The 19,814-nt window shown below is 71.3% G+C and carries 19 protein-coding genes; 7 read left to right on the forward strand and 12 right to left on the reverse strand.

Translation table 11 applies throughout. The features are described 5' to 3' along the window. Window positions 1-4: 4 nt before the first annotated feature. The 3 genes from efeB to map all read right to left on the reverse strand — a co-directional run bounded on the left by efeB (window position 5) and on the right by map (window position 3,495). Window positions 5-1,327 carry an iron uptake transporter deferrochelatase/peroxidase subunit gene (efeB, locus tag G3I60_RS22445; protein ID WP_164294716.1) on the reverse strand — a complete coding sequence of 441 codons (1,323 nt, stop codon included), beginning with the start codon at window positions 1,325-1,327 and terminating at the stop codon, window positions 5-7. An 11-nt stretch (window positions 1,328-1,338) separates the two neighbouring features. Next, window positions 1,339-2,469: an iron uptake system protein EfeO gene (gene efeO / locus G3I60_RS22450; protein ID WP_164294717.1), complete on the reverse strand. Its 1,131-nt coding sequence runs from the start codon at window positions 2,467-2,469 to the stop codon at window positions 1,339-1,341. Between the two features lie 168 nt (window positions 2,470-2,637). After that, complete coding sequence (gene map / locus G3I60_RS22455; protein ID WP_138353789.1) at window positions 2,638-3,495, reverse strand: type I methionyl aminopeptidase; 858 nt, start codon at window positions 3,493-3,495, stop codon at window positions 2,638-2,640. Window positions 3,496-3,562: 67 nt separating this feature from the next. Here map and G3I60_RS22460 point away from each other — a divergent pair, with 67 nt between their 5' ends. Continuing rightward, the gene (locus G3I60_RS22460; protein WP_138353788.1) at window positions 3,563-3,811 is read left to right on the forward strand and encodes a hypothetical protein; all 249 of its coding nucleotides are present in this window, start codon (window positions 3,563-3,565) and stop codon (window positions 3,809-3,811) included. A 38-nt stretch (window positions 3,812-3,849) separates the two neighbouring features. On the opposite strand, the gene G3I60_RS22465 is transcribed toward G3I60_RS22460, so the two are convergent. Both G3I60_RS22465 and G3I60_RS22470 read right to left on the reverse strand, forming a co-directional pair. Next, window positions 3,850-5,166, reverse strand: coding sequence for an MFS transporter (locus tag G3I60_RS22465; protein WP_187145287.1), 1,317 nt, complete (start codon window positions 5,164-5,166; stop codon window positions 3,850-3,852). 187 nt (window positions 5,167-5,353) lie between these two features. Next, window positions 5,354-6,001 carry a hypothetical protein gene (locus G3I60_RS22470; RefSeq protein ID WP_164294718.1) on the reverse strand — a complete coding sequence of 216 codons (648 nt, stop codon included), beginning with the start codon at window positions 5,999-6,001 and terminating at the stop codon, window positions 5,354-5,356. Between the two features lie 98 nt (window positions 6,002-6,099). Between G3I60_RS22470 and npdG the strand changes: the two genes are divergently transcribed. Together npdG and G3I60_RS22480 are read left to right on the forward strand one after the other, a co-directional pair. Beyond that, the gene (gene npdG / locus G3I60_RS22475) at window positions 6,100-6,840 is read left to right on the forward strand and encodes an NADPH-dependent F420 reductase (RefSeq protein WP_164294719.1); all 741 of its coding nucleotides are present in this window, start codon (window positions 6,100-6,102) and stop codon (window positions 6,838-6,840) included. 92 nt (window positions 6,841-6,932) lie between these two features. Beyond that, a complete protein-coding gene (locus G3I60_RS22480) occupies window positions 6,933-7,139 on the forward strand; it encodes a hypothetical protein (protein ID WP_138353785.1) in 207 nt (68 codons plus the stop codon). Here the strand turns inward: G3I60_RS22480 and G3I60_RS22485 are convergent. Continuing rightward, window positions 7,106-7,879 carry a site-2 protease family protein gene (locus G3I60_RS22485; protein WP_164294720.1) on the reverse strand — a complete coding sequence of 258 codons (774 nt, stop codon included), beginning with the start codon at window positions 7,877-7,879 and terminating at the stop codon, window positions 7,106-7,108. The two genes, G3I60_RS22480 and G3I60_RS22485, sit on opposite strands and share 34 nt — an antisense overlap. A gap of 68 nt (window positions 7,880-7,947) precedes the next feature. Between G3I60_RS22485 and G3I60_RS22490 the strand changes: the two genes are divergently transcribed. After that, a complete protein-coding gene (locus G3I60_RS22490) occupies window positions 7,948-11,307 on the forward strand; it encodes a BTAD domain-containing putative transcriptional regulator (RefSeq protein WP_164294721.1) in 3,360 nt (1,119 codons plus the stop codon). A 49-nt stretch (window positions 11,308-11,356) separates the two neighbouring features. Here the strand turns inward: G3I60_RS22490 and G3I60_RS22495 are convergent, their stop codons facing one another. The 6 genes from G3I60_RS22495 to panB all read right to left on the reverse strand — a co-directional run bounded on the left by G3I60_RS22495 (window position 11,357) and on the right by panB (window position 16,296). Beyond that, window positions 11,357-12,187 (reverse strand): ABC transporter permease, encoded by an 831-nt coding sequence (locus G3I60_RS22495; protein WP_138353782.1) that lies wholly within the window; start codon window positions 12,185-12,187, stop codon window positions 11,357-11,359. Beyond that, on the reverse strand, window positions 12,184-13,251 hold the full coding sequence (locus G3I60_RS22500) for an ATP-binding cassette domain-containing protein (protein WP_164294722.1): 1,068 nt from the start codon (window positions 13,249-13,251) through the stop codon (window positions 12,184-12,186). The genes G3I60_RS22495 and G3I60_RS22500 overlap by 4 nt, the downstream gene beginning before the upstream one ends. A 119-nt stretch (window positions 13,252-13,370) precedes the next feature. Further along, window positions 13,371-14,165 (reverse strand): anti-sigma factor, encoded by a 795-nt coding sequence (locus G3I60_RS22505; protein ID WP_164294723.1) that lies wholly within the window; start codon window positions 14,163-14,165, stop codon window positions 13,371-13,373. Then, window positions 14,162-14,695 (reverse strand): sigma-70 family RNA polymerase sigma factor, encoded by a 534-nt coding sequence (locus G3I60_RS22510; RefSeq protein WP_138353779.1) that lies wholly within the window; start codon window positions 14,693-14,695, stop codon window positions 14,162-14,164. The genes G3I60_RS22505 and G3I60_RS22510 overlap by 4 nt, the downstream gene beginning before the upstream one ends. 59 nt (window positions 14,696-14,754) lie before the next feature. Then, window positions 14,755-15,306 carry a hypothetical protein gene (locus tag G3I60_RS22515; RefSeq protein WP_138353778.1) on the reverse strand — a complete coding sequence of 184 codons (552 nt, stop codon included), beginning with the start codon at window positions 15,304-15,306 and terminating at the stop codon, window positions 14,755-14,757. Between the two features lie 126 nt (window positions 15,307-15,432). Next, window positions 15,433-16,296 (reverse strand): 3-methyl-2-oxobutanoate hydroxymethyltransferase, encoded by an 864-nt coding sequence (gene panB / locus G3I60_RS22520; protein ID WP_164294724.1) that lies wholly within the window; start codon window positions 16,294-16,296, stop codon window positions 15,433-15,435. Between the two features lie 160 nt (window positions 16,297-16,456). Here panB and G3I60_RS22525 point away from each other — a divergent pair, with 160 nt between their 5' ends. The 3 genes from G3I60_RS22525 to G3I60_RS22535 all read left to right on the forward strand — a co-directional run bounded on the left by G3I60_RS22525 (window position 16,457) and on the right by G3I60_RS22535 (window position 19,811). Beyond that, entirely contained in the window at window positions 16,457-18,049 is a 1,593-nt protein-coding gene (locus tag G3I60_RS22525; RefSeq protein WP_138353776.1) for an MFS transporter, read from the forward strand. After that, window positions 18,046-18,648, forward strand: a complete 603-nt coding sequence (locus tag G3I60_RS22530; protein WP_164294725.1) for a TetR/AcrR family transcriptional regulator C-terminal ligand-binding domain-containing protein — start codon at window positions 18,046-18,048, stop codon at window positions 18,646-18,648. Before G3I60_RS22525 ends, G3I60_RS22530 begins: the two co-directional genes overlap by 4 nt. A gap of 146 nt (window positions 18,649-18,794) precedes the next feature. Beyond that, on the forward strand, window positions 18,795-19,811 hold the full coding sequence (locus G3I60_RS22535; protein ID WP_138353774.1) for an endonuclease/exonuclease/phosphatase family protein: 1,017 nt from the start codon (window positions 18,795-18,797) through the stop codon (window positions 19,809-19,811). Window positions 19,812-19,814 lie beyond the last annotated feature (3 nt).

Consider the following 19,814-nt stretch of genomic DNA (forward strand, 5'->3'; position numbering starts at 1 on the left):
CCGGTCACTTCCCTTCGAAGAGGCCGCGGCCCCACCAGTCGGCGCTGTCGCGGACGCCGGGCGGGCAGGCGAAGTGCGCGGAACCGACGTGCTGGATGTACTCGTTGAGGGCGTCGGTCGCAGCCAGCCGTTTCTGCACCGGGATGAAACCCGAGCGCACATCGCGCTGGTAGGCCAGGAAGAACAGCCCGGCGTCGAGCCGGCCCAGACCGTCCGTGCCGTCGGTGAAGGAGTAGCCGCGGCGCAGGATCGTCACCCCGGAGTTGCTGTCCGGGTGCGCCAGGCGGACGTGCGCGGTCGGCAGCATCGCCTTGAGGTTCGGGGTGTCGTGCTCGCGCTGCTTGCCGGCCGGCGCGCCCTCGCCCTTGTTCCGCCCGAAGATGTCCTCCTGCTCCTTGAGCGGAGTGCGGTCCCAGGTCTCTATGTGCATCCGGATGCGCCGGGCGACGAGGTAGGAGCCGCCGGTCATCCAGGCGGCGCCGTCCTTCGCGGCCGCCCACACATGCTCGTCCTGGGTGGCCCGGTCGCTGCCCGCGACGTTGTGCGTACCGTCCTTGAACCCCATCAGGTTGCGCGGGGTCTGCTCGTCCGGTGTCGTCGAGGACGTCTTGCCGAAGCCCAGCTGCGACCAGCGCACGGCGACCTTGCCGAAGCCGATGCGCGCCAGGTTGCGGATCGCGTGCACGGCCACCTGCGGGTCGTCCGCGCACGCCTGGACGCAGATGTCGCCGCCGCTGCGGGTCGCGTCCAGGTTGTCGTGCGGGAACGCCGGCAGGTCGACGAGGGCGGTGGGACGCTGCGCCTTGAGGCCGAAGCGGTCCTTGCCGTCCTTCTCGAACAGCGTCGGGCCGAAGCCCACGGTGATGGTCAGCCGGGAGGACGGCAGGCCGAGCGCCTCGCCGGTGTCGTCCGGCGGGGCCTCGGGCAGACCGCCGACGGCGCCCGCGCCGACCGGCTTGCCGGCCGTCATCGCGGCGGCCGCCGCCGTCCACTCCTTCAGCAGCGCGACGAGTTCGGCGCGGTCGTCGGTCTTCACGTCGAAGGCCGCGAAGTGCAGCCGGTCCTGGACCGGGGTGGTGATACCGGCCTGGTTCGTGCCGTGGAACGCGATGACATTGCCCGCGGAGCCGGCCGGCTGCACGTCGTTGCCGGTGCGCACCGCCGCCGCGGCACCCCCCGCGGCGGCCGCGCCGAGCGCGATGCCGGCGCCGGTCCAGCCGATGACGGCCCGCCGGGAGACCGGGCCCCTGGCCCGTTCCGCCGTGGTGTCCCGGTCCGCCCCGTCCTGCTGGGGGGCGGCCGCTTCGGTGGTGTTCTCGTCAGACATGGAGGACTCCGTTACTTCGCGACGGCCGCGGCGAGCTTGGAGAGCGGCTCGGCCAGCGCGTTGACGCCGTCCGAGAGCTCCTTGCGCTGGGCCGCGTTCACGGTGTCGTACGCGACGAAGGTGTCGCCGGTGCGGTACTTGGCGAGCAGCGTGTTGATCGCGGTGAACTGCTTGTCCAGTTCCTTGGCCAGCTCGGGGTTGTTCTGCGAGGCGACCGGCTTGAGCAGCTCGTACGCCTTCTGCGCGCCGTCGACGTTGCCCTTGAAGTCCGAGAGGTCGGTGTGGCTGTAGCGGTCCTCCTCACCGGTGATCTTCCCGGTGGCGACCTCGTCCAGCAGCTCCTTGGCGCCGTTGGCCATGCTGGTCGGGGTGATCTCCGCCGTGCCGACCCGCTTCTGCCAGCCGGTGAGGTCGGTGAGGAGCTGCGCGGCGAGCGTCTTGTCCTCCGCGGAGATCGCCTTGGTGGCCCACAGCGACTTCTCGAGCTTGTGCCAGCCGGTCCACTTCTGGCCGGGCTCCAGGCCGTCCTCGCGGGTGTCCGTCTTCGGGTCGATGTCACCGAAGGACTCGGCTATCGGCTCGGTGGACTCCCAGCCGGTACGGGACGGGGCGAAGGCCGCCTTGGCGCCCTCGATGTCGCCCTTGATGACCGCGTCGGTGAAGACCTTGACCTTCGGGATCGTGGCGTCGGCCTCGCTCTGCGCCCACTTGCGGTACTCGGCGACGGCCGTGTCCAGCCGCGGGTCGTTCTTCTTCGGCGCGCCGGCGCCGGTGACGCTGACCTTGGTGCGCAGGCCGTCGCCTTTCATCCCGGGCTTGCAGGTGACCTCGTAGTCGCCGGCCTTGAGCTCGGCGGAGATGTCGGCCTTGGTGCCGGGGCCGATGTTCTCCCGCTCGGTCACGATCTTGTCGCCCGGGGCGTAGACGTACAGCTCGTTGACCTTGGAGCCCTTGTTCTCGAACGCGAACTTCACGTGCCCGGCCGGGAAGCTGGTCTTCGAGACCTTGCAGGAGTCGTCGGTCGCGGTGACCTGGATCGCGTCGGACGCCTTGGCGTCCGTCTTCTCGGAGCACCCGCTGACAGCGGCGAGCGCGGCGACGACCGCGACGGCGGTGACGACGGAGAGACGGGCTGCGGACATACGGGGCTCCAGGCTGCTCAAGGACGCTCGAGATGGGTTCTGGCCGGTGAGGCTGCCCTAACTTATCTGAGCCTTGCCTTTGTAGTACCCGCGGGGTCGCATGAAGTCCAGTGATTCGGGTCTCACCGGTCGCATGCGGGGGCGCGTCGCGGCGCGCCCCCGCTCCCGTCATGGCAGCGTGAGCACCTCTGCGCCGGTTTCGGTGACGACCAGGGTGTGTTCGAACTGGGCGGTGCGCTTGCGGTCCTTGGTGACCACCGTCCAGCCGTCCTCCCAGATCTCGTAGTCGTGGGTGCCCAGCGTGAGCATCGGCTCGATGGTGAACGTCATGCCCGGCTTGATCACGGTGGTGGCGTGCGGGGCGTCGTAGTGCGGCACGATCAGCCCGGAGTGGAACGACGTGTTGATGCCGTGCCCGGTGAAGTCCCGGACCACCCCGTAGCCGAACCGCTTGGCGTACGACTCGATGACCCGCCCGATCACATTGATCGCCCGGCCGGGCTTGACCGCCTTGATCGCCCGGTTCAGCGACTCCTCGGTGCGCTCGACCAGCAGCCGCGACTCCTCGTCGACGTCACCGCACAGGTACGTGGCGTTCGTGTCGCCGTGCACCCCGTGGATGAACGCCGTCACGTCCAGGTTCACGATGTCGCCGTCGCGCAGCTCGGTCGAGTCCGGGATGCCGTGGCAGATGACCTCGTTGATCGACGCGCACAGCGACTTCGGGAAGCCCCGGTAGCCGAGGTCCGAGGGGTAGGCGCGGTGGTCGCACATGTACTCGTGCGCGACGCGGTCCAGCTCGTCCGTGGTCACCCCCGGAGCGATGTGCTTGGCCGCTTCGACCATCGCCCGCGCGGCGATCTGCGACGCGATCCGCATCTTCTCGACGGTTTCGGCGTCCTGCACCTCCGGCCCGGTGTACGGAGTGGGCGCGGGCTTGCCCACGTACTCGGGCCGGGGGATCGAGGACGGTACCGGGCGCGGCGGGGAGAGCTTGCCGGGAACGAGAAGCGACTGACCAGACATGCCGACGAGTGTATCGGCGGGCGATCGGGCAGGCTGGCGGCAGGTACTCGTACATCAGGAGGCAGTCATGGCGCTCTTCAGGGCGAAGAAGCCGGCCGGCAAGCCGGGCGAATGGTTCTACTGCCTGGAGCACAAGAAGGTCGAGGAAGGGCCCGACTGCCCGGCCAAGGACCGGTTCGGCCCCTACGCCACCCGCGCCGAGGCCGAGCACGCGATGCAGACGGCGGCCGACCGCAACCTCCAGTGGGAGACGGACCCCCGCTGGCACGACAAGGAGGCGGGCCCGGACGACGAGCCCGGCCCGTCCGGCCCCTGACGGCTCCGCGTCCCGGGCCCCGGATTCCGGGCCCCGGCTCAGACCGCTGAGGCCGCCGCGGACGCCGGCGACCCGGCGGGCGTGGCGGGCGCGGCGGCGGGTCCGGCCTGGGCCGTCCGCATCCGCACGGCGTGCTCGTTGGTGCGGGCGTCGTACGACATCAGCTTCGGAAGGGCCAGCGCCAGCAGCCCCACCGCCGCCACACAGGCCACTCCGCCGCTCCAGACCGAGGCACGGGCGCTGGTCAGCGCCGCCATGCCACCGGCCCTGACCTGGCCGAGCTGCGGCCCGACCGAGTACGACAGCAGCTCGATGCCGGCCAGCCGGCCGCGCAGCTCATCCGGGATCGTCTGGTTCCACATGGTCATCCGGCCGAGGGCACTGACCATGTCGCAGCCGCCGGCGACCGCCAGCATCAGCAGGACCAGCCAGATGTTGCCCATCCACCCGGCGACCGCCATCGCCAGCCCCCAGCCGATCGCCGAGATCACCACCAGCCGGCCGTGCCGGTGGATCCGCGACGTCCAGCCGCTGGTCATGCTGACCACCAGCGAACCGACCGACCCGGCCGCGTACATCAGGCCCAGCGCCCAGGGCGCGTGCAGGTCGTCGGCGAGGAACGGGAAGATCGCGGTGGGGAAGGCGAAGAACATCGCCGCCATGTCGATCGCGTACGTGCCGAGCAGTTCCTTACGGCTCCAGGCGTAGCGCGCGCCCTCCGCGATACCGCGCAGCGACGGCTTGTCGGCGTCGTGCGCCGCGGGCGACGGCCGCAGCCCCATGGCCAGGCCGACCGAGACGACGAACGTCCCGATGTCGATCGCGTAAGCCCACGACAGCCCGGCGAAGGCGATGAGCACCCCCGCCAGCGACGGTCCCGCGATGGCGCCGACCTGCCAGCGCAGCGCGTTCAGCGACGCCGCGGCCGACAGCTGGTCGTGCGCGACGATCCGCGGCACGATCGAGTCCAGCGCCGGACGCTGCAGCCCGGTCAGGGCGCTCGACATCGCCGCCACCACGTACAGCGGCCACACCATCGGATGCGGCAGCAGGGTGTTGGCCAGCAGCAGTGCGGACAGCAGGCCGAGCGCGGCCTCGCTGTAGAGGATCAGCTTCCGGCGGTCCATGGCGTCGGCCAGCGCGCCCCCGTAGAGCCCGAACACGATCAGCGGCACCAGCTCGACGGCGCCGATCGCGCCGACGGCGACCGCCGACCCGGTCAGCTCCTTGATCTGCACCGGCAGCGCGACGAAGGTGAGGAAGCTGCCGAAGACCGTCACGACCCCGGCCATCCACATGAGGCGGAAGTCGCGGGAGGAGCGCCACGGGGCCAGGTCAGGGAGCAGAGCTCTCAGCCGGGACGGTGGCGGACCGGGTGCGGGGCCGGGATCGGGGCCGGAGTCGGCGTCGGGGTCGGGGTCGGGGTCGGAAAGGCTGTCGTTCACGGGTTCGCATGCTCCGCTTCCGGGGCGCGCGGGGCAAATGGTTTTGGGCCCGGTCCGGATCTTCGCGGGCGGTGCTCGAGGACCGCTGAGGTCACCGCTACCAGCGAGCCGGCGGCGGTGACGTCAGCTGTTCGGCCAGCCGGGCCAGCCGGTCGCGGAACGAGCCGTGGGGGCGGGCGGCTGGCAGGCTGTTCTCCCCGGCCGCGGCGGCGACCAGGTGCTGCAGCAGGTCCATCCCCATCGGCGCGGGTGCGGCCCCTTCCGCGGGTGCCGTGCCGTCCGGCGGCTCCGCTTCCGGCGGTACGGTCAGCGCGTCGTGCGCCAGTTCACGCAGCCCTGGGTCCCCGGCGTCCATCGCCAGCACCGTCGCGCCGGCCCGGCGGGCGTCCGCCACCCGCTCCAGCAGCGCGGCTCCCGGCGCCTCCGGGCTGACGACGAACACCGTCTCCCCGCGCCGCGCGGCCTCCAGCCGCCGCAGTCCCACGGCCAGATGCGCGGGCGCCCCCGCCGGAATCCGGAACCGCACCAGCGTCGGGGACAGTCCGGTCAGCCCGCTCCACGCCGCCTCGTCGTCCAGGTGCGCCGCCAGATGCCAGGGCTCGTAACCCCGGGTCCCCACCAGCAGCAGCCCGCCGGGCCGCCGGTGCACCGAGGCCCGCAGCGACCCCGCGAAGGACCGCGTGGTCTGGAGCCACTCGGTCCCCGCCAGTACTTCCCGCAACAGCGCCACCCGTACCGCGTCCATGCCGGGCATCCTGCCGGACCGGCGGTACCGCACGGGTCCGCTCGCCGCACTTCCCCCGTAACGAGTGGCGGTTCGCGGGGCGTGGCAGGATCGCCCGCATGACTTCCCCTGACGATGTGAACAACGCCCCCGGGACCGCTCCCGCTCCCGCCCCCGCCAAGGCGCCGGTCAAGGACCCGTGGGATCTGCCGGACGTGTCCGGCCTGGTGGTCGGCGTCCTCGGCGGCACCGGCGACCAGGGCCGCGGGCTCGCGTACCGGCTGGCGAAGGCCGGGCAGAAGGTGATCATCGGATCGCGGAACGCGGAGCGCGCGCAGACCGCCGCCGACGAGCTGGGGCTCGGTGTGGAGGGCGCGGACAACGCGGAGTGCGCCCGGCGCAGCGACATCGTGATCGTGGCGGTGCCGTGGGACGGGCACGCCAAGACCCTGGAGTCGCTCCGCGCGGACCTGGCGGGCAAGCTCGTCGTCGACTGCGTCAACCCGCTGGGCTTCGACAAGCAGGGTGCCTACGCGCTGAAGCCCGAGGAGGGCAGCGCCGCCCAGCAGGCCGCCGCGCTGCTCCCGGAGTCCCGGGTGACCGCGGCCTTCCACCACCTGTCGGCGGTACTGCTCTCCGACCCGGAGATCGCGGAGATCGACACCGATGTGATGGTGCTGGGCGAGGTCCGCGCGGACACCGACCTCGTCCAGGCGCTGGCCGCCCGCATCCCGGGGATGCGCGGCGTCTTCGCGGGCCGGCTGCGCAACGCGCACCAGGTCGAGTCGCTGGTCGCCAACCTGATCTCGGTGAACCGCCGCTACAAGGCCCACGCCGGGCTGCGCGTCACCGACGTGTAGGGGCGCGACGGGCGGGTCGCGGGGCACGGCGGGGTGTGGGGGACAATCGTCAGGACCGTATGTCACCGGTTTCCGGACAGGAGCTCCTCCCCATGCCCCGCCTTGCCGTCTACGCCCTCGCCGTGTTCCTGCTCACGGTCGCCGCGGCCGTCGTCTCCTTCGCGAACGGCAGCTGGACCGGCATTGTCTGGGTCCTGCTGGCCGGCCTGTCCAGCAACATGTGCTGGTACTACGTGCGCAAGGCGAAGGCCGACGCCAGGGCCGCTCAGTCGGAGACCCAGAACCTGAAGAGCGTGTAGCCGTACCTGGTCGCGCCCTCCGGGACGTCGAACCAGCCCATCACGGTGTAGACGAAGTCGAAGAACGCCACGTTCACCTCGGGGATCCACAGACACCCGAAGACCGCCAGCAGACCGAACTGCGCGAACGGCTCCACCTGCCGGCGGACGTTGTACGACAGCCACGGCTCGATGATCCCGTAGCCGTCGAGCCCGGGTACCGGCAGCAGGTTCAGCACCGCCGCCGTCACCTGGAGCATCGCCAGGAACGCGAACGCCGCCAGGAAGCCGACCGGCCAGGAGTCCGTCGCGCCGAAGGCGAACGGCAGCATCAGGACGATCGCGAAGAGCACGTTCATCAGCGGCCCGGCCGCCGAGATCAGACTGTGCTTCCAGCGCCCCTGGATCCGGCCCCGCTCGATGAAGACCGCGCCGCCGGGCAGCCCGATCCCGCCCATGATCACGAAGAGCACCGGCAGCACGATGCTGAGCAGCGCGTGGGTGTACTTCAGCGGGTTGAGGGTCAGATAGCCCTTGGCACCTATCGTGATGTCCCCGCTGTGCAGCGCCGTGCGGGCGTGGGCGTACTCGTGCAGGCACAGCGAGACGACCCACCCGGAGACCACGAAGAGGAAGACGGCGAAGCCGGGGCTCGACGAGAAGCCGGACCACACCGCCCAGCCCGATACGGCCATGACCGCCGCGATCCCCAGGAAGATCGGGCTGACCCGGTGGTCACTGCGGGTATCTGTGCTGCTCATACGGGGATCATGTCGCCGGGCGGCCGTAATTTACAAGCCTGTCCCGTGATTGAGGGCAAGATGGGGGCGTGCGTTACGCGATCCTCGGCACCACTCAGGCATTCCGCGACGACGGAACCCCCGTCCCGCTCGCGGGGCTGCGCCTGCGCGCGCTGCTGACCGCGCTGGCCCTGCGCCCCGGGCGGCTGATAACCGCGGAGGCCCTGATCGACGAACTGTGGGCCGACGATCCGCCGGCGAACGCGTCCGGCGCGCTCCAGGCGCTGGTCGCGCGGCTGCGCCGGGCCATCGGCCATGACGCCATCGGTTCCGCCGACGGCGGGTACCGGCTGTGCGCCGCCCCCGAGGCGGTCGACGCGCACCGCTTCGAGCGGCTGGTGGACGAGGGCGGCCGGGCGCTGGCCGACGGCGACCCGGTGAAGGCCTCCGATCTGCTGGAGGACGCCCTCGCGCTGTGGCGGGGAGCGGCGTTCGCCGATCTGCCCGACCGGGACACGCTCGCGGTGCGCTGCGAGGAACTGCGGCTGGAGGCGGTCCGGCTGCGCCTCACCGCGGGGCTCGCGCTCGGCCGCGCGGCACAGCAGCTGCCCGAACTCGCCGGGCTCGCCGCCGCCCATCCGCTCAACGAATCGCTCCGCGCCCTGCACATCCGGGCGTTGCGCGACGCGGGCCGCACCGCCGACGCGCTCACCGCGTACGAGGACGTCCGCCGCGACCTGGCCGACGAGCTGGGCACCGACCCGAGCGCCGAACTGCGCGCGCTGCACACCGAACTGCTGAACCCGGCGCCGGACGGTGCTCAGGAACCGCCGTTCCCCGCCGGTGCCGAGCCCGCTCCCGAGCCGCCGTCCGCGCCCGTCGCCCGCCGCTCCGGCAACGCCCGCGCCCGGCTCACCAGCTTCGTCGGCCGGGCGGCCGACCTCGTGTCGATCCGCGAGGACCTGGCCGCGGCCCGGCTGGTCACCCTCACCGGCCCCGGCGGGACCGGCAAGACCCGGCTGTCGCAGGAGACGGGCGACCTGCTCCGCGACCGCTGGCCCGACGGCGTCTGGTACGCGGAACTCGCACCGGTCAGCGATGCGCGAACGGTGCCCGAGGCGGTGCTCACCTCGCTCGGTCTGCGCGAGACGCTGCTGCACCCGACCAGCGCGACGGAGCAGGCGCTGCAGGCGGAGGGCAAGACCAAGGACCCGGCCAGGATGCTCGCGGAGTACTGCGCGAGCCGCAGCCTGCTGCTGGTGCTCGACAACTGCGAACACGTCATCGGCGCGGCGGCCGCCCTCGCGGAACAGCTCCTCGCGCACTGCCCGGACGTCACCATCCTCGCCACCAGCCGCGAACCGCTGGGCGTCCCCGGTGAACGGGTCAGGCCGCTGGACCCGCTGCCGGACCCGTTCGCGCTGCGGCTGCTCGCCGACCGCGGCGCCGCCGCCCGGCCCGGGTTCACGGTGGAGGACGATCCGGTCGCGTGCGTCGAACTGTGCCGCCGGCTCGACGGGCTGCCGCTCGCCATCGAACTGGCCGCCGCCCGGCTGCGCAGCCTCACCCCGCGCCAGCTCGCCAACCGGCTCGACGACCGGTTCCGGCTCCTCACCGGCGGCAGCAGGACCGTACTGCCGCGCCAGCAGACGCTGCGCGCGGTCGTCGACTGGAGCTGGGACCTGCTGGACCCGGCGGAACGGACCCTGCTGCGCCGGCTGGCGGTCTTCGCGGGCGGCTGGACACTGGAGGCCGTCGAGGAGGTGTGCTCCGGTGACGGGATCGACGCCGCCGACGCCGCGGCTCTGCTCGGTTCGCTCGTCGACAAGTCGCTGGTCCTCGCCGACCTCACCGACGACGGCGCCCGCTACCGGATGCTGGAGACCATCGGCGAGTACGCGGCCGAGCGGCTCGACGAGTCGGGTGAGCGCGCGGCGGTCGAGCGCCGCCATCTCCGCTGCTTCCGCGAGTACATCCGCACCACCGACCCCAAGCTGCGCGGCGCCGACCAACTGCTCTGGCTGGCACGGGTGGAGCGCGAGCACGAGAACCTGCGGGTCGCGCTCCGCCGTGCCGTCGAGCTCGGCGACGAGCAGGAGGCACTGCAACTCGTGCTGTGCTGCGGCTGGTTCTGGGAGATGCGCAACTACCACACCGAGCAGCTGACCTGGCCGGCCGCGGTGTCGGCGCTGGGACCCGACCCCTTCGACGAACCGCCCGTGCTGGAACCGGTGGAGCACGGCCCGCTGGAGACGCCGCCGCCGATGGGCCCGGCGCAGCTCGACGAGGCACGGCGCTGGGTGCGAATGATGCAACTCGTCGCCAACGACGCGGACATGGAGAACCGCTGGGGCGAGCCCGACGTGGCCAGGGCCGGCCGGGCGATCATCGAGGCCTATCCGCCGCATCTGCCGCAGACGGCCCGGCGGCCGGGACTGATGAGCCCCTTCGCGGCCTTCCTGTCCGGGGACTTCGAGCGGCTGCCGGAGCTGGCGGACAACCTGGTGCGGAGCTGCCGGGAGTTCGGCGGGCCCTGGGAGCTGGCGTTCGCGCTGCAGATCCGCGCCAAGATGCTCAACGACGTGTCCGAGAAGCTCGAACAGTCGATGGCCGACGTACGGGAGAGCCGGGAGCTCTTCCGGCAGGTCGGCGACCGCTGGGGGATGGCCGAGGCGCTCGCCGCCGAGGCCGAGGCGACCGCGAACGGGGGTCAGTGGGAGCGCTCGGCCGAGTGCTGCCGTGAGGCGATCGGGCTGGCCCGGGAACTGGGTTCGTATCAGCAGGTGCCGCTCCTCAAGGTGCGGCTCGCCGACATGATCATCAACATCGGGGACGTCGACGCGGGCGAGGCGATGCTCCGGGGGGCGATCGAGGACGCCGACGAACTCGGTCCCGTCGCGGGCGGCTCCGCCTTCTACGGACGGGTCCTGCTCTGCGCGCTGCTCGCCCGCCGGGGCGAACTCGACGAGGGCCACGCCCTCGTCGACCGGATGCTGGCCGTCCCGCCGACCGGCGTCCCGGTGTTCGTCCAGGGAATGCTGCGCGGGATCAAGGGCTGGCTGACCTGCCGCAGCGGCGACCCCGAAGGGGGCATGGTGCTCCTGCGGCAGGGGCTCGACGAGCTGAGCAGCAGCGTGCTGACCGAGGTCATCGCCCCGCGGATCGGCATGCTGCTGATTCCGGTGGCGGTGACGATCCTGGTCGCCCAGGCGTCCGCCGCACCCACCCCGCAGGTCAAGGAGACGATGGCGGCCCGGGCCGCCACCATGCTCGGCGCGCACGACCGGCTGCGGCCCACCGTCCCCTCCCCGCTGGAGAAGCTGGAACTGGCGGAGGGCCAGCGGGATCTGCGGGCGCTGATCGGCGACGCCGCGTACGAGACGGCATACGCGGAGGGCGATGGCCTCTCCGCTCTGGAGACCATCGCCCTGATGCGTGACGGGGACTGACACGGGGACTGACACGGAGGCCAGTCCTGACCGGGCCGGCGGGTGCCGGTCAGGTCTTGTTGCGGAACTTCCGGACGGCCAGCGGCGCCGTCACCAGCGTGATGCCGACCGACCAGGCCAGGGTGACCAGGACCGAGTGGGCGACGGGCCCGCCGTTCATCAGGTTCCGGGCGGAGTCCGCCAGGTTGGACAGCGGATTGACATCGGTGAAGCTCTGCAGCCAGCCCGGCATCGTCGTCGTCGGTGCGAAGATCGACGATCCGAACTGCAGCGGCATCAGGACGAGCATGGCCACCCCCTGTACGGCCTGCGCGGTCTTCATCGTCAGCCCGAGCAGGATGAAGATCCACATGAGTGAGGCTCCGAAGACCATCGAGAGCGCGACCGCGGCCAGCAGATGGAACACGGACGTCGAGATCGACAGGCCCAGGATGAATCCCATGACCAGCAGAATCGTGGTGGCGACCAGCATCCGGCCGATCTCCACGATGATCTTGGCGATCAGCACCGAGGAGCGGGCGATCGGCATGGTGCGGAAGCGGTCCATCACACCGGTGCTGAAGTCCTGGTTGACGCCGGTGCCGACGGCCATCGAGATGTTCATGCCCATCATCGCCATCAGGCCGGGGATCACGTAGTTCACGTAGTCCTGCTGATGGCCCTTGCCGGAGATCGCGCCGCCGAAGACGAAGACGAACAGCAGCGTGAAGATGATCGGCATCAGCACGGCGTCGAACATCGACTCCGGGTCTTCCTTGATCTGCAGCATGTTGCGGCGCGCGAGCGCCCCGATGTGCCGCAGATTGGCCCGGAACCCTATCCGGCCCTCATGGGACTGCGCCTTGGCGGGCGCGGTGGTGGTGATGACTGCGGCGCTCATGCCGCTACCCCCTGTTCTGCGTCGGACTTCTCGGTGGCGGACCCGGACTGCTCGCCGGAAACGGACTGCCCGGCGCTGCCGGGCTGCCCGCCCTGGTCCGGCTTCTGGCCGGTGATGGAGAGGAACACCTCGTCCAGGCTGGGGAGATGGGTCCCTATCCCGGCGATGCCGAAACCGCGGGTGCCCAGCAACCCGACCACCGCGGTCAGCTGCTCGTCGCTGAGGATCGGCACATTGAGCACGCCCTCCTCGTGGTCGACGGTGGAGCCGGCCACCCCGTCCAGCCCCGCGTCCGCGAGCGCCGCCGACATCGCGGGCAGCGTCACCGTGTCGATCGGCCGGATCTGCAGGGTCCGCCCGCCGACCTTGGCCTTGAGCTCGTCCACCCGGCCGTTGGCGATCACCCGGCCGCGGTCGATGACCGTCAGCTCGTCGGCGAGCTGCTCGGCCTCCTCCATGTACTGCGTGGTCAGCAGGACCGTCGCGCCGTCGGCGACCATCCGCTTGACCTCGGCCCACACCTCGTTGCGGGTGCGCGGGTCCAGGCCCGTCGTCGGCTCGTCCAGATAGAGCACCGACGGATTGCCGATCATGGAGGCCGCCAGGTCCAGCCGGCGCCGCATACCGCCGGAGTACCCGCTCGCCGGCCGCTTGGACGCCTCGGTGAGCGAGAACCGCTCCAGCAGCCCGTCGGCGCGGGACCGCGCGTCCTTGCGGGACAGATCGAGCAGCCGCCCGATCATGTAGAGGTTCTCCCAGCCGGAGAGCTTCTCGTCCACCGAGGCGTACTGCCCGGTCAGACCGATCACCCGGCGCAGCTGCCGCGGCTGCTTGAGTACGTCGTAGCCGGCGACCCGGGCACTGCCCGCGTCCGGCTGGATCAGGGTGGACAGCACCCGTACCAGCGTCGTCTTCCCGGCCCCGTTCGGTCCCAGCACACCGAGCACGGTGCCCTGCCGAACGTCGAGGTCGACACCGTCCAGGGCCTTCGTCTCGCCATAGTGCTTGACCAGCCCCCGTACCTCGACGGCGGCGCCCAACTTGTCACTCTGTCGCGTCGTCATGCGTCAACAATGGCGGGCCCCGCTGACAGCGGACCGACACGCCACCGACACCGCCCCCACCGGGCTGACACGACGATCACACGGCGATGACACGGTGATCGGCCGGCGACCGCCGGCCGTCACGCGGTCGGAACGGAGACCAGGTGCTGCCCGGTGGAGGTGACGACGTCGAAGCCGGTGATGTCGGCGGGGGAGAGGCCTGCCGCACCCTGGACGGTGAGCGGTTCCGGCTGCGCGGTGGTGCCGTACCCGGCCGACGGAACCGACCAGGTGGCGACGGTCTGCCGGCTTCCGTCCCGGCCCACGGCCACCAGACTGCAGGTCAGCGGGCCGTTGACACCGGACAGCTTGAGATCGACCTGGGTGCCCCACTTCTTGCCGGTGACGCCGACCGTGGCACTGGCCCCGGTCGCCGGGTCGCCCGCCGTGAACTGCGCGGCGGCCGCCGCCGGCGCCCCGCTGTCCTGCTGGGTGACGAGGACCGCGACGGCCGAGCCGCCGAGGGCCAGCACTCCGCAGGCCGCCAGCGCGAGCACCAGCCGCCGGCCGCGGCCGGGCCGCCGCCTGGGACGGTGCGTCGCGATCTGCTGGGCCGGCTGTACGGTCCGCTGGGCGTAGGGCTGCGCGGCGGGATCGGGGAACGGCTGCGGGAACGGCTGCCCCGCCGGTCGCGCGGACGTCGCGCCGGACGGCCACTCCCGCACGGGCTCCGGTACGCCGCCGCTCTGCCGCAGCTCACCGAGGAGCGGTACGAGTCCGCTCAGCTCGTCCAGCTGCCGTCCGCACTCCTCGCAGCCCGCGAGGTGCTGCTCGAAGCGCGTCATCGCGTCGTCGTCCAGCGCGCCGATGAGGTAGGCGCCGACCTCCAGGTGCGGGTCGGGGGGTGCCCCCGGTCCGGGTGCGTACTCCGTCATGAGGTGGTCACCCCTCTCTCCTCCAGTGCGTTCCTGAGCGCCCGCAGGGCGTAGAACACCCTTGAGCGCACCGTGCCGGGCGGTACGCCCAGCTCGTCCGCCGCCTCGGTCACCGTACGACCCGCGAAATACGTCTCGATCAGCACCTGCCGGTGCGCCTCGGTCAGATCGCCGAGTGCGTCGGAGATCGTCATGAGCCGCAGCGACCGGTCGAGTTCGTCCTCGGCGGGCAGCAGGTCGAGCGCGGCCGGCGGCGCTTCGGGCGGACGGGACTGCCGGCTGCGATGGCCGTCGATCACGATACGTCGCGCGACCGTCACCAGCCAGGGCCGCAGCGAACGGGCCGCCGGATCCAGCCGTCCCGCGCTCTTCCAGGCCCGCAGCAGCGTCTCCTGGACGACGTCCTCCGCCAGATACCGGTCACCACCCACCAGGTTCAGCACAAAGCCCAGCAGCGCGCCCGCGTGTTCGCGGTACAGCGCGCGCATGAATTCCTCTTCCGGGAGCGGCCCGGTGGGATCCCCGTCCACGGCGGCATCCTGTCGTACCCGGCGCCGCGGCGCGAGTGTCGGCGATGAGTGGTTCTGCATCAGTACCCGTTCGACCCGGTATCGGACGGTGTGGGCGTCTGCGCCGCACCGCCGGCCTTGGTGCCGTCGGGGGCCACCGCGAACCAGGTGCCGCCGACGCCCTGGCCGTGCGTGTCGCCGGCCTTGGCGTCACCGCTGTAGCGGTAGAGCGGCCAGCCGCCGAGGGTGGCCTGCTTGCTGCCGTCGGCGCGGGTGACGGTGCCCACCAGGTTCTGGTCGACGCCCTTGACCGCGGTGTCCGACACCGCGGCGACGGGCGGCCAGATGGCCGCGCACTGTCCGGCGCAGTTGGACGTCGGCGGAGCGGCCTTGTCCTTGTCGAACCGGTAGAGCGTGAAGCCCTGCGCGTCCGTGACGATCGCGCCGAGCTTGGCGTCCTGCGCGGCCGCCAGCCCCGCGCCGGCGTTGGTCGACGCGGACGCGGCCGGGGGAGGCGGGGTGGTGTCGCCACTGCTGCCGGAATTCGAGGATCCGCATGCGCTGAGTGCCAGCAGTGCCGCGGCGGCGAAAGCTCCGGCCGCCGCCGTTCTGCTGGTGAGGGTGATAGGCATGATGACTTCCCGTACTGTGCGGGGTTCGCCGCCGCTGGCGGCGCTCACCCTGTAGTACGCATCCCGGGCCCGGACGACTCACCCGCCGGCGAACGAGTCGTCCGGATCCGGAACGGCTCCGCCCTGCTAGTGGAAGCTGTGCTCCTCGGCCGGGTACGCCCCGCCGGTCACGTCCTCGGCGAACGCCTTCGCCGCGTCACCCAGCGCCGAGCGCAGCTGCGCGTACTGCTTGACGAAGCGCGGCACGCGGTCGCCGGTCATGCCCGCCATGTCGGTCCACACCAGCACCTGGGCGTCGCACTCCGGCCCGGCGCCGATGCCGATGGTCGGGATGTGCAGCGACCGGGTGACCTCGGCGGCCAGTCCGGCCGGCACCAGCTCCAGGACGACCGCGAAGGCGCCCGCGTCCTGGGCCGCCTTGGCGTCGCGCAGCAGCTGGTGGGCGGCCTCGTCGCCGCGGCCCTGGACCCGGTAGCCCATGGCGTTGACGGACTGCGGGGTCAGTCCCAGGTGCGACATGACCGGGATACCGGACTGCACGATCAGCTCGGTCTGGGCCAGCGAGCGCTCGCCGCCCTCCAGCTTGACCGCCTGCACCCCGGCCTCCTTGACCAGCCGGGTCGCGCTGCGCAGCGCCTGGACCGGGCCTTCCTGGTAGGAGCCGAACGTGAGGTCGCCGACGATCAGGGCACGGTTGGTGCCGCGCACGACGGCTGCGGCCAGCATCGTCATCTGGTCCATGGTGACCGGGACGGTGGTGTCGTAGCCCAGGTGACAGTTGCCCATCGAGTCGCCGACCAGCAGCACCGGGATCCCGGCCTCGTCGAAGACGGAGGCGGTCACCGCGTCGTAGGCGGTGAGCATGGGCCACTTCTCGCCGCGGTCCTTGGCGGCGGTGATGTCGCGGACGGTGATGCGGCGCGTGCCCGTGCCCCCGTACAGCGCGCGGACGCTGTCGGATTGCTTCTGGGCAGCCGGAATCTGCGTCATTGCAACGGCTCCTTCAGTCATCTCGAGGCACCCTGACGGCGTCCCCGGATCCCTTCCATGCTGGCACGTGCGGCCGCCTACGCAAAGAGCCCCCCTGTTTTTACCCCTGCTTTACGATACGAGACGGTCCCGTATCGGAAATGCGGGCTAGCGTGGAGCCATGTCCATACCCTCGAGTCAGTCCCGAGCCATCCCCGAGGCGATCCACCGCCGCCGGTGGGCGATCCTCACCGTTCTGCTGTTCAGTCTCCTGGTGGTGGTGCTGGACAACTCGATCCTCAATGTGGCGATGAAGACGATCGCCCAGCCCGCCCCCACCGGCCTCGGGGCGACCCAGAGCCAGCTCGAGTGGGCGATCAACTCCTACACCCTGGTCTTCGCCGGGCTGCTGTTCACCGCGGGACTGCTGGGTGACCGGCTGGGCCGCAAGAAGGTGCTGCTCTTCGGCATGCTCGTCTTCGGCATCGGCTCCGCGCTCTCCGCGGTGTCCGACTCGTCGGGGCAGCTCATCGCCTTCCGTGCGCTGATGGGCTTCGGCGGCGCGTTCATCATGCCCGCGACCCTCGCGATCATCATGAACGTCTTCGAGCGCGACGAGCAGCCCAAGGCCATCGGCATCTGGACCGGTGTGGTCGGGCTGGCCATCGCGATCGGCCCGATCACCGGCGGTGCGCTGCTGGAGCACTTCTGGTGGGGCTCGGTCTTCCTGATCAACGTGCCGATCGTGGCCGTCGCCCTGGTCGCGATGGTGATCCTGGTGCCCGACTCGAAGGACCCCGACCCGGGCCGTCTCGACCCCGTCGGCGTGCTGCTCTCCGTCGTCGGCCTGGTCGTGCTGATCTACGGCATCATCAAGGGCGGCCAACTCGGTGACTTCACCCGGCCCCAGGTCTGGCTGACGATACTGGCCGGCCTCGTGGTGATCGCCGGCTTCGTGGTCTACGAGAAGCGCAGCGACCACCCCGCCTTCGACGTCAACTACTTCCGCAACCGGCAGTTCTCGGCGTCGGTCGCCGCCATCGGCCTGGTCTTCTTCGCGCTCATGGGCGTGACGTTCTTCGTCGTCTTCTACACGCAGAGCGTGCGCGGCTACAGCGCCCTGGAGTCCGGCGTGCTGCTGCTGCCGCTGGCCGCCGCCCAGATGATCTTCGCGCCGCGCGCCCGGCTGGTCGTCGACCGGTTCGGCCCGCGTGCGGTGTGCGCGGCCGGGCTGGGGCTGACGGCCGTCGCGTTCCTCGGCTTCCTGCTGCTCGACCAGGACACCCCGATCTGGATCCTGGAAGTGATCTTCTTCCTGATGGGTACGGCGATGGCACACGTCATGCCGCCCGCCACCGTCATGATCATGTCGTCGCTGCCGCGGGAGAAGGCCGGCTCCGGATCCGCCGTCAACAACACCTTCCGGCAGGTCGGCGGCGCGCTCGGGGTGGCCATCCTCGGCTCGCTGCTCTCCACCACCTACCGGGACGGCATCGACAGCCACCTCTCCGGTGTCCCGGCGCCCGCCCGGCACGCGGCCGGTGAGTCCATCCAGGCGACGCTCGGCGTCGCGGAGAACATGGGGCCCGCGGGCAAGGCCCTCGTCCAGCCCGCCAACAACGCCTTCATCCACGCCATGCACATCACCGCGATCGGGTCCGCGTCCGTCGCGGTCGTCGGCACCCTCGTGGTGCTGGCCTTCCTGCCGCGCAAGGACGCCGTGCCCGAGCAAGGCGGAGAGCGGGCCCCGGAGGCGGTCGGAGCGGAGCGATGAGCGACGCCGGTACCGACGCCGTACCGCGCGGCCGCCCGCGCAGCGCCGCCGCCGACAGCGCGATCACCGAGACGGTGCTCCGGCTGCTGGAGGAGGGCGTCACGATCGGCGATCTGTCCATCGAGGGCATCGCCCGTGACGCCGGGGTCGGCAAGGCCACCGTCTACCGGCGCTGGCCGGGCAAGAACGCGCTGCTGATGGACGTACTGAACTCGATCGACGAGCCGACGCCCGAACTGGCGGGCACCTCGGTACGGGACGACCTGGTCACCATGATCGACGCCATCCGGCGGCGCGGTCTGGCCAAGCGCTCCTCGGCCGTGATGCGCAACATCCTCCTGCAGTTCCAGCAGGTCCCCGAGTTGTGGAAGCAGTACCACGACACCGTGATCGTCACCCGGCGCGACGCCATGCTCGCGGTGCTGGAGCGCGGGGTGCGAACCGGCGAGATCCGTGCGGGACTCGACCTGGAACTGCTCGGCGACATCTTCGCCGGCCCGATGCTGAGCCGGGCCATGATGCGGCCGGGCGCGTCGCTGGAGGACGGTCTCTCGGAGCTGATCGTCGACACGGTCCTGGAGGGCGCGCGCCCGCGTTGACCGCGTTGACCGATATGTACGCGTCTTGTCACAGGGGAAGGGGCGGCGGGTTCCGGTGGAACCCGCCGCCCCTTCCGGCCCGTCGGTTCTTATGTCGATCCCTTAGGGTCGGCATGGCAATCGGCAAGGCAGTGAGGACCCCCCATATGACCCAGGCGCACATGACCGACGCGACCACGGACGGCCCCGAGCCGAACCGTTCGGCCTCAGGAGCGCGACGGCGCTTCGGCTGGCAGCGCGACGGCATGTGGCGCAGAGGCATCATCACCGCCGCTCTCGCGCTGATCCTGGCACTGCTGTTGTCCTTCCACTCCGACGTGCCGAACCGGATCGGCAACCTCGGCAGCCTGTTGGAGACGTTCCTGCCCTGGCTGGGCCTGGCCCTTCCGGTGCTGGTGGTGGTGGCACTGGTGCGCCGCTCGGCGACGGCGCTGATCGCCGTACTGCTGCCGGTCCTGGTGTGGTTCAACCTCTTCGGCGGACTGCTCACCGACAACGAGGAGTCCGGCGGCAACCTGACGGTGCTCACGCACAACGTGAACGCCGACAACCCCGACCCGACCGGCACCGCGAAGGACGTCATCGCCGCGGGCGCCGACCTCGTCGCGCTGGAGGAGCTGGCGGCCGGTCAGGTCTCCACGTACCGGGCGGCGCTGGCCGGCGCCTACCCCTACCACTCGGTGCAGGGCACCGTCGGGCTGTGGAGCAAGTACCCGATCCAGGGCGTGCGCGCGGTCGACATCAGGCTCGGCTGGACGCGGGCGATGCGGGCCGCGGTCTCCACCCCGCAGGGCCAGATCGCCGTCTACGTCGCGCACATGCCGTCGGTGCGCGTGAAGTTCAACGCGGGCTTCACCGCCGGGCAGCGCGACAGCGCGGCCGACGCGCTCGGGCAGTCCATCGTGCAGGAGCCGCTGACCAAGGTCGTGCTGCTCGGTGACCTCAACGGCACCATGAACGACCGCTCGCTGGCGTCCGTCACCTCACAGATGCGCTCCACGCAGGGCGCGGCGGGCAACGGCTTCGGCTTCAGCTGGCCCGCCGACTTCCCGATGGCCAGGATCGACCAGATCATGGTCAAGGGCATCGAGCCGATGCGGTCCTGGACGTTGAAGAAGACGGGCAGCGACCATCTGCCGGTCGCCGCCCGTCTGCAGATCTGAGCC

The sequence above is a fragment of the Streptomyces sp. SID13666 genome (genome assembly GCF_010548325.1).
In the GTDB taxonomy this organism is placed as follows: Bacteria; Actinomycetota; Actinomycetes; order Streptomycetales; family Streptomycetaceae; genus Actinacidiphila; species Actinacidiphila fildesensis.

Coding starts and splice junctions, on each gene's coding strand:
- npdG (WP_164294719.1), top strand. CDS start 6,100: ATGACTTCCCCTGACGATGTGAACAACGCCCCCGGGACCGCTCCCGCT.
- G3I60_RS22500 (WP_164294722.1), bottom strand. CDS start 13,251: ATGACGACGCGACAGAGTGACAAGTTGGGCGCCGCCGTCGAGGTACGG.
- efeO (WP_164294717.1), bottom strand. CDS start 2,469: ATGTCCGCAGCCCGTCTCTCCGTCGTCACCGCCGTCGCGGTCGTCGCC.
- G3I60_RS22515 (WP_138353778.1), bottom strand. CDS start 15,306: ATGCCTATCACCCTCACCAGCAGAACGGCGGCGGCCGGAGCTTTCGCC.
- G3I60_RS22460 (WP_138353788.1), top strand. CDS start 3,563: ATGGCGCTCTTCAGGGCGAAGAAGCCGGCCGGCAAGCCGGGCGAATGG.
- map (WP_138353789.1), bottom strand. CDS start 3,495: ATGTCTGGTCAGTCGCTTCTCGTTCCCGGCAAGCTCTCCCCGCCGCGC.
- G3I60_RS22525 (WP_138353776.1), top strand. CDS start 16,457: ATGTCCATACCCTCGAGTCAGTCCCGAGCCATCCCCGAGGCGATCCAC.
- G3I60_RS22535 (WP_138353774.1), top strand. CDS start 18,795: ATGACCCAGGCGCACATGACCGACGCGACCACGGACGGCCCCGAGCCG.
- G3I60_RS22505 (WP_164294723.1), bottom strand. CDS start 14,165: ATGACGGAGTACGCACCCGGACCGGGGGCACCCCCCGACCCGCACCTG.
- G3I60_RS22485 (WP_164294720.1), bottom strand. CDS start 7,879: ATGAGCAGCACAGATACCCGCAGTGACCACCGGGTCAGCCCGATCTTC.
- G3I60_RS22470 (WP_164294718.1), bottom strand. CDS start 6,001: ATGGACGCGGTACGGGTGGCGCTGTTGCGGGAAGTACTGGCGGGGACC.
- panB (WP_164294724.1), bottom strand. CDS start 16,296: ATGACGCAGATTCCGGCTGCCCAGAAGCAATCCGACAGCGTCCGCGCG.
- G3I60_RS22530 (WP_164294725.1), top strand. CDS start 18,046: ATGAGCGACGCCGGTACCGACGCCGTACCGCGCGGCCGCCCGCGCAGC.
- G3I60_RS22480 (WP_138353785.1), top strand. CDS start 6,933: ATGCCCCGCCTTGCCGTCTACGCCCTCGCCGTGTTCCTGCTCACGGTC.
- efeB (WP_164294716.1), bottom strand. CDS start 1,327: ATGTCTGACGAGAACACCACCGAAGCGGCCGCCCCCCAGCAGGACGGG.
- G3I60_RS22495 (WP_138353782.1), bottom strand. CDS start 12,187: ATGAGCGCCGCAGTCATCACCACCACCGCGCCCGCCAAGGCGCAGTCC.